The organism is Chryseobacterium salviniae (assembly GCF_035819015.1).
In the GTDB taxonomy this organism is placed as follows: Bacteria; Bacteroidota; Bacteroidia; order Flavobacteriales; family Weeksellaceae; genus Chryseobacterium; species Chryseobacterium salviniae.
The window spans coordinates 42686-58340 of the sequence record NZ_JAYLAA010000051.1; the positions used below are offsets into that span (position 1 = coordinate 42686).

13 protein-coding genes are annotated in these 15655 nt (G+C 38.2%); 9 read left to right on the top strand and 4 right to left on the bottom strand.

Features of this window, described 5'->3' with window-relative positions; translation table 11 throughout:
• Positions 1-60: 60 nt before the first annotated feature.
• The 4 genes from SOP96_RS16665 to glgB form a co-directional block, all read right to left on the bottom strand.
• Positions 61-1101: an SRPBCC domain-containing protein gene (locus tag SOP96_RS16665; RefSeq protein WP_326322027.1), complete on the bottom strand. Its 1041-nt coding sequence runs from the start codon at positions 1099-1101 to the stop codon at positions 61-63.
• A 128-nt stretch (positions 1102-1229) separates the two neighbouring features.
• The gene (locus tag SOP96_RS16670) at positions 1230-2498 is read right to left on the bottom strand and encodes a glucose-1-phosphate adenylyltransferase (protein WP_326322028.1); all 1269 of its coding nucleotides are present in this window, start codon (positions 2496-2498) and stop codon (positions 1230-1232) included.
• 58 nt (positions 2499-2556) lie between these two features.
• Positions 2557-3963 (bottom strand): glycogen synthase, encoded by a 1407-nt coding sequence (locus SOP96_RS16675; RefSeq protein WP_326322029.1) that lies wholly within the window; start codon positions 3961-3963, stop codon positions 2557-2559.
• A gap of 11 nt (positions 3964-3974) precedes the next feature.
• Positions 3975-5921 carry a 1,4-alpha-glucan branching protein GlgB gene (gene glgB / locus SOP96_RS16680; RefSeq protein WP_326322030.1) on the bottom strand — a complete coding sequence of 649 codons (1947 nt, stop codon included), beginning with the start codon at positions 5919-5921 and terminating at the stop codon, positions 3975-3977.
• A 216-nt stretch (positions 5922-6137) separates the two neighbouring features.
• On the opposite strand from glgB, the gene SOP96_RS16685 reads away from it, so the two are divergent.
• From SOP96_RS16685 to SOP96_RS16725, 9 genes are all read left to right on the top strand, one after another.
• A complete protein-coding gene (locus SOP96_RS16685; protein ID WP_326322031.1) occupies positions 6138-7259 on the top strand; it encodes an alpha/beta hydrolase-fold protein in 1122 nt (373 codons plus the stop codon).
• A 3-nt stretch (positions 7260-7262) separates the two neighbouring features.
• Complete coding sequence (locus SOP96_RS16690) at positions 7263-8678, top strand: leucyl aminopeptidase family protein (protein ID WP_326322032.1); 1416 nt, start codon at positions 7263-7265, stop codon at positions 8676-8678.
• Positions 8679-8816: 138 nt separating this feature from the next.
• Positions 8817-10028 (top strand): ATP-grasp domain-containing protein, encoded by a 1212-nt coding sequence (locus tag SOP96_RS16695; RefSeq protein WP_326322033.1) that lies wholly within the window; start codon positions 8817-8819, stop codon positions 10026-10028.
• A 122-nt stretch (positions 10029-10150) separates the two neighbouring features.
• Entirely contained in the window at positions 10151-10864 is a 714-nt protein-coding gene (locus SOP96_RS16700) for an alpha/beta hydrolase-fold protein (protein WP_326322034.1), read from the top strand.
• A 37-nt stretch (positions 10865-10901) separates the two neighbouring features.
• Entirely contained in the window at positions 10902-11855 is a 954-nt protein-coding gene (locus SOP96_RS16705; protein WP_326322035.1) for an ATP-grasp domain-containing protein, read from the top strand.
• Between the two features lie 27 nt (positions 11856-11882).
• On the top strand, positions 11883-13004 hold the full coding sequence (locus SOP96_RS16710) for a carboxylate-amine ligase (RefSeq protein ID WP_326322036.1): 1122 nt from the start codon (positions 11883-11885) through the stop codon (positions 13002-13004).
• A gap of 33 nt (positions 13005-13037) precedes the next feature.
• The gene (locus SOP96_RS16715) at positions 13038-13874 is read left to right on the top strand and encodes a type 1 glutamine amidotransferase (RefSeq protein WP_326322037.1); all 837 of its coding nucleotides are present in this window, start codon (positions 13038-13040) and stop codon (positions 13872-13874) included.
• Between the two features lie 75 nt (positions 13875-13949).
• Positions 13950-15134, top strand: a complete 1185-nt coding sequence (locus SOP96_RS16720) for a hypothetical protein (protein WP_326322038.1) — start codon at positions 13950-13952, stop codon at positions 15132-15134.
• 18 nt (positions 15135-15152) lie between these two features.
• Complete coding sequence (locus SOP96_RS16725; RefSeq protein ID WP_326322039.1) at positions 15153-15611, top strand: hypothetical protein; 459 nt, start codon at positions 15153-15155, stop codon at positions 15609-15611.
• Positions 15612-15655: the final 44 nt, after the last annotated feature.

The window sequence follows — 15655 nt, forward strand, 5'->3', positions numbered from 1 at the left end:
ACCGAGTTGGAACAGCCTGTACCTATTAAAAAAACTATAAAAGAAATAAATTTAATGAATTTATTTAAATACTGATAATGAGAGTTTCATATTGACATCGCCATCCTCCACCGGGCGTTCTAAAAAGGTCTGCCGGATGTCGCCAAAACGCATTTCATCTTTCTTGGCTTTCTGGATCAGCTGCTGAATTGCTTTTACCCTTCCTGCATAATTCCCTTTGTAATACATGATGTAGTTTTGCGTAGGAGCCTGAGTCCTGAAGCTGAAATTATTATCTGTAAGCCCGAATTTTTTAGAAAGGGGAACTCCGAGAAAATAAGAAACTTCCTTATCTTTATAATTGTCGGCATCCGTGATGAGAACCGGAAAGCCGAATTCATCTTCTTTTTTGCCCAGATCCATCGTGGTATAATTATAGATTTTGTTATAATTCATCACAATATTTTTATAGAGCGCATCCTTTTTGTTGGAGGTACTTACATTAATTCCCAACAGCAGCTTTTCATCCTCTTTTTCAACCATGAGGCTGTCATATTTTATAGCAGCCATCTGGTTGTCTTTCTCCACTTTATTTCCGAGAACATTATTGAGATTAATCATGCTTTTATCGATATTTTCGGCAAATCGATCTTCTGTCCAGAAGTTTTCGACACGTCTAAAAACGGATAATTTCGGGGTATGAACAACCCATGTGATTTTTGTTTTTTCCGGAGCCGTTGCTTTAAATTTTACATCAACAACGGTAGGACTTTCATTGTTGTCTTCAAAAAGCTGATAGCGAATGGTTCTGTTGGGATTTTCGTAGCGCAGGAACATCTCTCCGCCTGTATCGTTTTTCGGATCCTTATAACTTACAGAACTTCCCTGCCCTTCGTACGGCGTATAATAATCAATATCGATGGAACCTGAGCTGGTAAAGAAATTATTCCAGCGTGTAAAATTCTGGAGGTTATTGAATTGATTAAAGACTTTTTCTACCGGATAATTGATCTCTTTTTCTATTTTAAAATCTTTGCTTTCATCCACGAAATAATACATGGAGGCCGCATAAGCCCCGATCAGTAATAAAATAACAGCCGCTATGATTTTAAAGAAACGCATCGTACAAATGTATTGAAAATAACAAAAGTGACCAATATGATGATCACTCTGTTTTAATTTATTTAAATAAAATTGATATAAGATTTAAATTTAATAAAGTCTAATTTTAATCATGGCTTTTAAATTTTTTATCCGATGTGAGTTCCCGGTGCAATAATTGCTCCTTTTTTCACCACGATAATCCCGTCCTGAACGGAATAGGTGCCGTAATCGCCGTCACTAAGATGTTTTCCGCCAATGATGCGTACATTGTCTCCAATGTTACAGTTTTTATCCAAAATTGCTTTTTCAATGTAGCAGTATTTCCCGATTCCCATGTTAGGCTGTCCTTTTCTGTCATTAACCACAATCTCCATAGTATCCTGGTAAAAATCGGCTCCCATCACATAAGAATTTACAATGGTACTTCCTTTATCGATTCTCGTTCTGTTTCCGATGACGGAATTTTCAATTTTATCTGCCATGATGATGCACCCGTCACCAAATACTGCTTTGCTTACGTAAGAACCGTTAATTTTGGATGGCGGAAGCATTCTTGCTCTGGTATAAATTGGTGATGAAGAGAAAAGGTTAAACTGAGGAAAATCCTGACATAAATCGAGGTTCGCCTCGTAGAAAGATTCAATCGTTCCGATGTCTGTCCAGTAGCCTTCGTACTGATAGCTTAAGGTAGTATATTTGCCAATGGAATTAGGGATGATATCTTTTCCGAAATCGTCTCCTGCTCCTTCCTCAAACATTTTTTTAAGGATGGTTTTCGTAAAAATATAAATACCCATTGAAGCCAGGTATTCTTTTCCTGCGTGTTTGTTTTCTTCTGAAACTTCCGATTTCAAACCGTCTAACATATCATATCCCGGTTTTTCAACAAAAGAGGTGATATTTCCTTCATCATCAGAACTTAAAATTCCGAAACCTGTTGCATCTTTAGCGTTTACGGGAATGGTTGCAATGGTAACATCTCCCCCTTTTTCAATATGGAAATCCAGCATTTCCCTGAAATCCATCTGGTACAGCTGATCTCCCGAAAGAATTAAGATATAATCATAATCGTATTTGTCTAAATGTTTCATTGACTGGCGTACTGCGTCAGCGGTTCCCTGGTACCAGTTTTCGTTTTCAACATTCTGTTCCGCAGCAAGAATATCCACAAAACCTTTGCTGAAAATATCGAAATGATATGAGTTTTTAATGTGTGAATTTAAAGAGGCTGAATTAAATTGCGTTAAAACGAGGATTTTATTCATCCCGGAATTTAAACAGTTGGATATAGGAATATCTACCAGCCTGTATTTTCCGGCAATGGGAACAGCGGGTTTAGATCTCGTATACGTTAACGGGAACAGCCTTGTTCCTCTACCTCCTCCTAAAACAATGGAAATTACATTGCGATTCATAAGTTATTTTGCGTTTTATTTTATTAAGTTTATTCTAAATTTCAGATGCTTCCGAAAGTTAATTTTTATATAAAGCTATATATTTTTCCGCTGACTTTTCCCAGGAGAAATCGAAATTCATATTGGCATGAATGAGATTCTCCATCACGTCCTTTTGATTATAAAGCATTAAGGCCCTGTTCATAGCATGAATAACGTCATCTACTCCGGGATAGGTAAAATTAATCCCTGCTCCACCCGTTGAAATATCGGCTACCGTATCTCTCAGGCCTCCTGTATAGCGTACAATGGGCACAGTTCCGTATCTCATGGAATACATCTGGTTGAGACCGCACGGTTCTACCCTTGAAGGCATAAGCAAAAAATCAGCCGAAGCGTAAATTTTATGGGAAAGATGTTCTTTATATCCTACATCTAAAGCAAAATTGGTATACGTATAGTCGTATTCTTTAAGCTTATTTTCAATATAGCTGTTACCGGAACCCAAAACCATGATATTCAATGCGCCATAGCTTTGCTTAATGCTTCTCCAGACAATATCCGGAAGCAGATCTGCACCTTTTTCCGTGGCAAATCTTCCGATAAATGCAAAAAACGGAAGTTCCGGCTTCAGCCCGTATTCTTTACAAAGCTTTTCCTTACCTTTCTTTTTCTGTTCAACAGCATTTTTAATGTTAAAATTAAAATCCAGCATCGGGTCGGTTTCCGGGTTCCAGACTTCGGTATCAATCCCATTGATAATTCCGTATGCTTTTCCGAATTCATCCCTTATCAGACTTTCGAGGCCCCGGAAGCTTACATACAGCTCTTCAAGATACCCCTGTGAAACTGTTGTAAAGGCATTCGCACATTTGATCATGCTTGCCAAAGGATTAATCAGTCCGTTCCAATCCATTAATCCCCATTTATACTGATCAAAAGACGGAAGATACCTTGCCATTTCCCAGCTCATCATTCCCTGATATTCGCCGTTATGAATGGTTGCTATGGTTTTTACGCCTTTCAGGGGAGAAAATTCCGGACAATATTCAATCATAAAAGGAACCAAACCTGTATGATAATCATGACAGTGTAAAACATCCGGACGGATTTTCATTGCACTCAGCCAGTGAAGAACGCCGTGCTGAAAACCTATAAACTGAAAATTTTCGTCCTGATAGCCGTAAGGGTTGTCTCTGTCTAAAAGTCCGGGAATTTTTACCATATACAGCTCGAATCCCAAAACATTTGATTTCTCCTTTAAAACCTGCACCTGAAGCATATTTCCTCCCTGGTGAATGAAGCCATCAAAAACTATGTCAAACTCATGATCGTAAACGAAAGATTTGTTGTACCAGGGCATAACAACCTTCGCATCAATATCTTTAATTTTATTCTGATATTTCGGCAAAGCACCCACTACATCAGCCAAACCTCCTACTTTTGCTACCGGATAACATTCCGTACTTAGATGATAAATTACCATTTTCTATATTATTATCTTTTGTGGTGTTTAATTCTATTCTGTTTGTATTGCTTGTCTTTTCTCTTTAAAATAATCCCTGACAGCGGAGGAAGATTAAGGCTTATAGATTTCTGATGACCCATAAATTCCTCATACTGTTCATTAAAAATGTCTGCTCTTACGCCGCTTCCTGCATACTGCTCATCATCCGAATTGAAGATAACTTCCCAGTGACTTCCCGCGGTTACACCAATTTTATAATCAATAACCCTCGGGGTAAGGTTGAGAATTGCCATACAGGAATCATCTTTTCGCTGACCTTTTCTGAGATAAATAAAGACCGAATTATCCGCATCATCAGCCTGTACCCATTCAAAACCTTGCGGCGAGAACTGATTCTCGTAGAAAGCCGTTTCGTTCCTGTAGATATGATTAAGATCTTTAACCATTTTCTGCAATCCTTTATGAACTGGATATGCAAGCAAATGCCAGTCCAGACTTTTCTTAAAATTCCATTCACTGGTCTGTCCGAATTCATCTCCCATAAATAAAAGCTTGGCTCCAGGATGGGTAAACATGTAAACATACAGCGCACGAAGGTTGGCAAATTTCTGCCATTCGTCACCAAACATCTTGTAAATCAGGCTTGCTTTGCCATGAACTACCTCATCGTGAGACAAAGGCATCATATAATTTTCATTATACATGTACATGGAAGCAAAAGTGAGCTTGTGATGATGAAATTTTCTGGCAATAGGATCTTTTTTAAAATAATCCAAGGTATCGTGCATCCAGCCCATCATCCATTTCATCCCGAAACCTACGCCTCCGCTGTGAACAGGTTTGGTGAGTAAAGGAAAATCTGAACTTTCTTCTGCAATGGTGATAATACTATCTCCGAATTCTTTGTATACAGCAGTATTAAATTCCTGCAAAAAAGTTTTAGCCTCAAGATTTACGTTTCCTCCGAAGATATTCGGTTCCCATTCCCCTTCATTTCTTGAATAATCAAGATGAAGCATGGAAGTTACCGCATCCACACGGAGTCCGTCTGCATGATACCGTTCCAGCCAGAACATGGCATTTGAAATTAAAAAAGATTTTACTTCATTTCTTCCGTAGTTGAAAATGTATGATTTCCAGTCGGGATGAAAACCTTTTCGCGGATCTTCATGCTCATACAGATAAGAACCGTCAAACCGATGCAGTCCGTTGGCATCACCAGGAAAGTGGGACGGAACCCAGTCAAGAATCACACCTATATCATTGCGATGAAGCTCATCAATCAGGAACATCAGATCCTGAGGTGAACCGAAACGCGAAGTCGCTGCAAAAAAACCTGTGATCTGGTAGCCCCAGCTCGGATCGTACGGATATTCCATAACAGGCATGAACTCCACATGCGTGAATTCCATTTCTTTGATATAGGGAACCAGTCTTTCGGCTATGTCACGATAATTTAAAAATCTTTCCGGGTCATCTTCATTTCTTATCCAGGAACCGATATGAAGCTCGTAGACGGAAAGTGGCGCTTTAAGAGTGTTCTTTTTCCAGCGGTTTTCCATCCATTCTTTATCATTCCATTCATACCATGTAGTGGAAACCAGCGAAGCCGCCTGGAGATTCTGCTCCCAGCTTAATGCATAAGGATCACTTTTTTCCAGAATCTCTCCTCTGGCTGTTTCTACGGCGTATTTATACAACGTTCCCCAGGTAAGCCCGGCAATGAAACCTTCCCAGATTCCTGAGCCATCCCATCGCGGGAAAAGGATATGGTCTTTAGAATTCCAGCTGTTAAAATTCCCAATTACTGAAACTTTTTGGGCATTAGGTGCCCACACCGAAAAGTAAACGCCCTGTATTCCGTCTTTTTCAGCAGAATGCGCCCCGAATTTATCATACAGCTTATAATGTTTACCTTCTTTAAAAAGATAAATATCATGATCCGTAAAAATGGTGTATGTTTTAACCGAATTCATCACGGTTTAAGTTTAAATTTTATTATTTTTCTGAAAGTACTAAAAATATCAGAAAGAAAGGTTAAGTATTGTTGAAGAATTTATTATGTTAATTACATTTTATTCTTGTTCTTATCAAAGATAGAGCTTTTTGAGGAGTATAAGTTCATTTTAAAAATAATTTGCCATAAAAAGATTTTATTATAAATTTATCTTTGAATTGTTAAACACACATGGATGAGATTTGAACTCCGTACCGAAGAGCATGATGAAAGAAATATCTACATTACCGGAAATTTCAACAGCTGGAACCCGAAAGATGAACAATACCGGCTCAAACAACTGAATCCCCGAACCTATTGTATAGATATCGGCGATGAATTCCTGCCTGAATTAATAGAATACAAATTCACAAAAGGCGGATGGGAAAATGTGGAACTCGACCGACACGGAAATATTACGCCCAACAGAAAGATCCATAAATCAGAGGCTAATACTTTTGATCTGGTACAAAAATGGAGGCTCAATTGGGGGCCTTTTAAAAAAGAGTTTTTCCCCATTGCGGAAGTTATTTCCGAAGCGTTTTATATCCCCCAGCTGGAGCGCCACAGAAAAGTGTGGGCACTTCTTCCCTACGATTATTATGTATCCGGCAAAAGTTACCCGGTTCTTTACCTTCAGGACGCTCAAAATCTGTTTAATGAAGGAAGCGATTACGGAAACTGGGAAATTGATAAGAAACTTTCCCTGCTTACGGAATACGGCCGTGGAGACATCATCATCATCGCTATTGAACACGGCAGTGAAGACCGGATAAAGGAATATATTTTTGATAATGACCATGTTGCAAATGGCTCTGAAGGCAAGAAATACATCCGCTTCATTACCGATACGCTTAAACCTTTTGTTGATGAGCATTACCGCACTAAAAAAGACCGGGAAAATACCGGAATCGGGGGAAGTTCTCTTGGAGCCCTGATCAGTATTTACAGTGGTTTCCTTTATCCTGAAGTATATTCCAAACTGCTGATTTTTTCTCCATCCTTATGGGTAGAACCTAATAACAATTTTCCCATGATGAATTTCAGGACTCCTTTCACCATGAAAATTTATTTATATGGCGGAGGTAAAGAAGGTTCTAAAATGGTGAAAAGAATTCATATTTTCGAGGAATATCTCAAACAATGGGAAAAGAAAAACCTTTTTGATTTTGAACTCAGAACGAGTATCAATCCGGAAGGTACACACAATGAATTTCACTGGTCTCAGGAGTTCCCGAGAGCTATCGAATGGCTGTATTACAACAGCAAAGAAAATCCTGCCGAAGTAAAACCGCAACAAAAAAGCATTAAAAATTAAATTATGAAACTTGTTAATAAAAAAATAAAAAATTACGCCCAGATATTTCATCTTTTTACGGAAGAAGAATGGATCAGAACTTCTAAAAATTTCAATAAAAATATTGCCGGTTTTTTCACAGGCAAAAAGAATGAAGTTTTCATCAATGTTCAGGATGAAGGAATTGCCTACTTCATTGGCTTAGGCAAGGCAGATTCGCCACTCTTTGAAGCACAGCAGATCGCTGTTAAATTTTCTCAGACTTACAGAGAAAGGCTCATGGCAGTTCCAACGCTTGTTGTCGCAGATTTTATGACGGAAAAACAGTTTGAAGAATTCGTAAAAGGACTTCTATTGGGAACATATCGTTATCCTTTTGAGAAAACCCATGCCTTCTGGAATTCTAAATTTGAGCTTCATTTTGAAAATGTAAGTCAGAAAAAACTGGATGTTATCGGCAGGAAATCGGAAGCTTTGAGCAACGGACAAATTGCGTGTCAGGAATGGCTGAACAAACCTGCCAATTTAAAAAAACCGGATACTTTAAGTTTATATCTAAAGAATTTATCCAAAAAATACAATTTAAAATATACTGTTTTCAACAGAAAAAAATGTGAAGAATTGGGACTGGGAGCATATCTTTCGGTAAACCAGGGAAGCGCTTATGATGCTGCTTTTACGATTATTGAATATAAAACAGAATCGAAAAATGCCAAAACATTCGGGTTTGTAGGAAAATGTGTGCTTTTCGACACGGGCGGAATTTCTTTGAAAAATCCAGACAATATGCACTATATGAAATCAGATATGGGAGGTGCAACCGCAGTTCTGGGAACTTTAATTTACGCCGCAGAAATGCAGCTTCCGGTAAATATTATTGCCATTCTTCCGATAACTGACAATGCAATTTCTGAAAATGCTTTCCTTCCGAGTGATGTCATTACCGCTTACAATGGAAAAACTATTGAAGTATTGAACACCGATGCAGAAGGAAGAATGATTCTCGCAGACGGCCTTTCTTATATCGCCAAAAATTATAAAACAGATATTCTCATTGATATTGCCACATTAACGGGCAGCTCGGTAAGAATGTTCGGCGATACCTGCGGAGCAATCTTTTCCAATAATGAAGACCTGAAAAACCTTCTTCTAAAAACCGGCGACAAAACCAATCAGCGATTATGGAACCTTCCGCTTTGGGATATCTGGAAAGATGACATCCGTTCTGATGTTGCCGATCTTAAAAACATATCCATGAAACCCATCGGAGACTGTATTGTTGCTGCTAAATTCCTGGAGCAGTTCACTGAAAACCATCCTAAATGGGCACATCTTGATATTGCAGGAGTGGCTTTCGGAAACGTAGGATACGCCAAAGAAAAGGCAGCAACCGGCTTTGGAGTGCAATTAATGGCGGATTTAATCGAAAATTATCACTAAAAATTAGTTTATTACAAAAATTCTCTGTATAATTGATAGAATTTTCAAAAGTTCACTTTATTTTAATTTTTAATAGTAAATAATCAAATAAAAACAACTTTTACTTTTGAAAATTCATCAGAAACTAAAAAACATTATATGGAGAAGAAAACAATAGTATGTATTTCGTGCTATTATAAGGGGTATGACTTCATGGATGAAATGAAAAACCTCGGGAATAAGGTGATTTTGGTAACTTCAGAAAATCTGAAGGAAAAAAACTGGCCCTGGCATGCTATCGATGAGGTTTTTTATATGCCCGAAATACAACCTTCCGTATGGAATCTCGATCATCTTATCCAAGGCTTCTCTTACCTGATGCAGACGAGAAAAGTTGACGCTGTTGTCGCCCTTGACGATTACGATGTAGAAAAAGCTGCCCTCATCCGAGAGACATTTCGTATTCCCGGGATGGGACAAACCACGCACCGTTATTTCAGAGACAAGCTGGCGATGAGGCAGAAAGCAAAGAACTCGGGAATCAATGTTCCTGAATTTACAGCTGTTTTCAACAATGATGAGGTGAATAATTTTGTTGATAAAGTTTCTCCTCCTTGGGTATTAAAACCCCGATCCGAAGCATCCGCTTCAGGTATCAAAAAACTGGCCTCCAAAGAAGAACTCTGGGAAGAACTCAACAAACTCGGAGAAGAACGCCATTTATTCTTACTGGAAAGTTTTAAGCCCGGTGATGTGTATCATGTTGACAGCCTTACCTTTAATAAGGAAACCGTTTTTACTTCCGCTTCAAAATATTTAGCCCCGCCTATGCAGGTTTCTCATGAAGGCGGTGTTTTCAGAACAAAAACCCTGGGAAGATACTCCGATGAATTTAAAGCGCTGGAAGCTGCCAATATAAAAGTTCATTCAAGCTTCGGTCTTATGCATGGGGCAACGCATACAGAATTTATAAAAAGTAATGAAGACGGCAGATATTATTTTCTGGAAACCTCTTCACGTGTAGGAGGTGCTCATATTCCGGATCTGGTGGAAGCTTCAAGCAGCATCAATATCTGGAGAGAATGGGCAAAAATTGAGGATGCATTGCTGAAAAACAAAAGCTATGAAATTTCAAAACCTACAGGATATTACTCCGGGTTAATCATTGCTTTGATTAAAGATAAAGATCCCGACTACAGCAAGTTCGCAAGTCCTGAAACCATTAAATTTCTGCCTATTGAACATCATGTAGGAATTGTTTATAAATCCAGCGATCCGGTTGTTGTTCAGGAAAGACTGGACAGGGCTGCCGAAAAAATTCTTGCAGAAATGCTGAATATTCTTCCGCCTAAAAGTAAACCGACAAGCTGATGAAATAGTAAAAAGTTAGAAGTTAGAAGTTAGAAGTTAGAAGTTAGAAGTTAGAAGTTAGAAGTTAACAAAAGTACTGATAATCACACTTATCATTCATAAATCATCATTTATAATAAAATATGCCGCAGATAGAACATACAGATTATTATTCACATATATTGGGTACAAGCCTTAAAGTGGAAGTTACAGGACATTACGGCTATCCGATCATTATGTTCCCAACATCACAGGGACTTTATACACAAAATCATGATTTTCATCTCAACGGGAGCATTAACTGGTTTGTTGAACAGGGGAAAGTTAAGCTTTATAATATCCAGACCATCGACAGCTGGAGTTTTTACGATGATAATATCTCACCGCAGCAAAGGATCAAAAATTATGAAAGGTACGTTCAGTTTCTGATCAGGGAATTTGTGCCGTACATCCAGAAGATTCATAAAACCCATCGCGTTGCAGTGGCCGGCGCAAGCTTTGGAGGTTATCATGCGGCCAATTTTGCGTTTAGATTTCCGGATGTTGTCTCGCATTTGTTCTGCCTTTCGGGGGCATTCAGTATCAGAAATTTTATGGACGGTTATTCCGATGAATTGGTGTACTTCAATTGTCCGAGAGAATTTGTAAGAAATGACGAGGCATGGAAATACAAACACATGCATATTGTTCTGAGCACTTCGGATCAGGATATATGCAGGGATAAAAATTTGGAAATGGCAGAAATTCTGCGTTCAAAGGGAATTGATTTCTGGTACGACGAAAGAAAGTGGATCAATCACGATTGGCCGTTGTGGAGAATGGTTTTCCCGACATTTATCGGAGCATTTTTCTCTTAAAATTTAAAATACAGATTAACAAAATTAAAAATACATTATGGTTAAAAAAGTTGGAATACTATTCGGCATGGAAGATACTTTTCCCTGGGCATTTATTGACAAGGTAAATGAGCTCGGCAAAGGCGAAATTGTTGCAGAACCGGTGAGTATCGATAAACTTGAACAAGGCGCAGATTACGGGTATGCCGTAATTATTGACAGAATTTCTCAGGATGTACCATTTTACAGAGCTTATCTTAAAAATGCAGCATTAAATGGGACATACGTTATCAATAACCCTTTTTGGTGGAGCGCTGATGAAAAGTTTTTCAATAATGCTTTAATGACAAAACTTGGAATTCCGCTTCCTAAAACTGTTTTGCTTCCCTCTTACGAAAGACCTGAGAATACTTCGGAAACTTCGTTCAGAAATTTAAAATTCCCTCACGATTGGGATTATATTTTTAATTATGTAGGCTTCCCTGCTTACATGAAACCTCATGATGGCGGAGGCTGGAGAAATGTCTATCGGGTTGAAAGTGCTGAAGATCTTTGGGCAAAGCATTCTGAAACGGAACAGCTGGTCATGATGGTACAGGAAGAAATCATTTTTGATGATTATTACAGAGTGTACTGTCTGGGTAAAAAATATGTTCATATTATGCCGTATGAACCCAGAAATGCTCATCATTTACGATATGCAACCACCCATAAAACCCAGGGTGAAGAACTGGAAAAATTATTGAAAACCATTCATGATTACACCATCAAAATGAACGAAGCATTAGGATACGATTTCAATACGGTAGAATTTGCTGTACGAGATGGAATTCCATACGCCATTGACTTCTGCAATCCGGCTCCGGATGCCGACAGGAACTCTGTTGGCGAAGAAAATTTTGCATGGATTGTAGAACATGCCGCAAAACTTGCCGTAGAAAAAGCCAAAGAATATTTTCCGGGAAAACCGAATATTTCCTGGGGTAGCTTTGTAAAAGATTCTGTACAATAAAAACATCCAAATAAAACACGAAAAAAAATGCATCAATTTACTATCGGGATAGAAGAAGAATATCAAATCATTGATGTTGAGAGCCGCGACCTGGTTTCTCATGTTTCGAAAATTATCGAAGGCGGAAAAGCTGTGTTAAGTGAAAACTTAAAGCACGAAATGCACGAATCCATGATCGAAATGGAAACGGGAATCTGCCAGAATATTCAGGAAGCCAAAGCGGAATTAACCAACCTGAGAAGGCATCTTATTAAAATAGCCCATGAACAGGGACTTCGTGTTTCCGGAGGCGGAACACACCCTTTTTCAAATTGGGAACACAATACCATCACCAACGGCGAACGATACATTAAAATTGTTGATGACATGGGCGATGTAGCGCGTGGCAATCTCATTTTTGGACTGCACGTTCACATCGGAATTCCTAACCGTGAAGAAGGCGTGAGAATCCAGAATGTAATGCGGTATTTTCTCCCGCACGTTTACGCACTGTCTACCAATTCACCATTTTGGATCGGCAGAAATACCGGCTTTAAGTCTTACAGACAGGAAATTTTCGTCAAATTTCCAAGAACCGGGATTCCGAGCTTTTTCAATTCCCTGGCTGAGTTCGACAGCTATGTGGATCTCCTGGTGAAAACAGGAACCATCGACAACGCCAAAAAAATCTGGTGGGATCTTCGGGTTCATCCGTTCTACCCTACCATTGAATTCAGGATCTGCGATATGCCGTTAAGAATAGATGAAACCGTTTGCCTGGCCGCAATCATGCAGTCTCTGGTGGCAAAAATCTATAAACTTCACCAGCAGAATTTAAGCTTCAGAAGCTATAGAAGATTATTGCTGAATGAAAATAAATGGAGAGCCTCTAAAAGCGGAATTGAAGCGCATCTCATTGATTTTGGCAAAGAAGAATCAGTACCCTATCCTCTTCTTTTGAAAGAACTTCTTGAATTTATTGATGATGTTGTAGACGATTTGGGATGCCGGAAGGAAGTGGAATACGCCTGGACGATTCTGGAAAACGGAACCGGTGCAGACCGCCAGCTCAGGATATTTAATGAAACCGGCGATCTTAAGAAAGTTGTTGATTACATGATCTCCGAAACAGAATACGGCATCACCCACGGAGAATCTATACATTCATAATATTTGATACATTTGTATAAAATTTAGAGTAGTATGAATGATATTCGAATCGCTTTGCTGGATATGAACAACAATCAGGTAAACCAGGGATTTAAAAACATTAAAGAAATTTCTGAAGCTTTCAGGCAAAGCTCTAAAGGGGAAAATGTAAGCATTACAACATTTGATGTAAGATTTAAAAATGAAATTCCCGATATTAAAGATTTCGACATATTTATTTCTTCCGGAGGGCCCGGAAACCCACACCGTGAAGGATTTGAATGGGAAGATCGATTCAGTAATTTTTTAGATTCGGTTTTCAGCCACAACCAGATCAGCCAGGAAAAGAAATATCTTTTTTTGATCTGCCATTCTTTTCAGCTGGCAAGCATTCATTGGAAATTGGGGAATATCTGTAAAAGAAAATCATACTCCTTCGGCGTTATGCCTATTCATAAAACAGAAGAAGGTGAAGAAGAATTTTTATTTAGAACGCTTCCGGAACCTTTCTACGCAGTGGATTCCCGTGCTTATCAGTTTATTGAGCCGGATTATGAACGGCTTGAAGAGTTTGGAATGAAAATTACGGCGATTGAAAAATTCCGCCCTCATATTGATCTTGAAAGAGCGGTAATGGCTGTACGGTTTTCCGACGAAATATTTGGGACACAGTTTCATCCTGAAGCCAATCCTGAAGGAATGATCGAAAACCTGAAAGATGAAAAAAACAAACTCGCAATGATCGAAAATTTCGGAATGGAAAAGTATCTGGAAACGATAGAAAGAATTGATGATGAAGATAAAATTACCCTTACGCAGTCTCAGATCTTACCAAGATTTTTACATCAGGCCAAACAAAATATTATCAGCAGAAGCAATGTTCTGATTTAGTAAAATAAATTTAATACAATAACATAATCGGACGGTATTGTCCGATTTTTTTTAAATCACAAAAGAAAAAGGATTATGATTTCAAAATACCGAAAGCAATTTAATCAGGAATTCTCACAGGAAAAATATGCTCAACTTAAAGAATATTTAAAGCAAAAAAGCGGACTGGAACCGGCATTCAGGATTTCTGAAAGCCCTCTCTTCCTTACCAAAGATTTTGAAGCTAAACTGATTGATGCCAGCGAAAGTATTATCAATCAGATAAAAGCTTTATCACCGGATATTTTACAAAAGGCAGTCCCGGACAATTGCAGAGTACCGAACGATACCGAAAAACCGCATTTTTTCACCATAGATTTCGGAATCTGCAAAAATGAATACGGAGAAGTTGAACCTCAATTAATTGAGCTCCAGGCTTTCCCTTCTTTATATGCCTTTCAAAAAGTTTTTGAGGATGCGTTCTGTGAAATTTATCCTTTTCTTTCTGAATTAAGAAATACAATTTCTCCGGAAGATTTTAAAAATCATCTTCAAGGCCTTATTGTCGGAGAAGAAAATCCTGAGCATGTTATCCTTCTGGAAATTTATCCTGAAAAACAGAAAACCGCAATTGATTTCGTACTGACAGAACAATTGCTGGGCATAAAAACAGTATGCCTTACTAAAGTAAAAAAGAACGGAAGAAAACTGTACTATGAGAATAATGGAGAATTAACCGAAATCAAAAGGATTTACAATCGTGTTATTTTTGATGAATTAGACCGGATTCCTAACCTCAATACTGAATTTGATTTCCGTGAAGATATTGATGTAAAATGGATTACTCATCCCAACTGGTTTTTTAAAATTTCCAAATTTTTACTCCCGCTTCTGCAGCATCAATTTGTTCCAAAAAGCTATTTCCTGCATGAATTTCCTGAAACAGAGGATTTGAAAAATTTTGTGTTAAAGCCTTTGTTTTCTTTTGCCGGAAGCGGAGTTAATTTAAATCCTACGAAAGAAATTACGGATGCCATTGAAGATAAACAAAACTACATCCTGCAGAGAAAAGTAGACTACGCTCCTATTTTTGAGGATATCAACGGAGATTTTTCAAAAGCAGAGATTCGTTTGTTGTATATTTGGCCTGAAAATAACGATCACCCGATTCTGATGGAAAATCTGGCAAGAATGACCAAAGCTGCGATGGTAAACGTCGATTTTAATAAAAAAGATGCCATCTGGATCGGAAGCTCGAATGCTTTTTTTGCGGAGGAATAATTTAAACAACTAATATACATGGAAAACACTTCAGCTTTTGAAGAATTTGAAAAGAATGGAACATTAAAAAGAAGAAGAAACCTCTTACCATTATGGATTAAAATATTTTTATGGCTCTTCCTGATCGGTGGTGCACTATGTGTATCTTTTTTAATCTTCGGTGTTTTTTCAAGCAAAATCGATTTGTCATTGTACGGAATTGATGCACAGCATCCTTATACAGTTCCTGGATTAATCGTGAGTTTTTTGTTTATTTATAAGGGAATTGTGGCGTTTGGATTATGGTTTGAGGAAACATGGGCTCCGCTGGCGGCTATTATTGATGCAATCATCGGTATTGCGGTTTGTATTGTAATGATGATACTTCCTTTTATATTTCCCGATCATCTTTCTTTCACTCTGAGATTAGAGTTGATTCCTTTGTATTTCTATTTAGTAAAAATGCGTCAGATCAAAGAGATCTGGGAGAAATTATAGAATGTTTCAAAATCGTGAAAGAGTTTCGGGGGGGGCTTCGATGC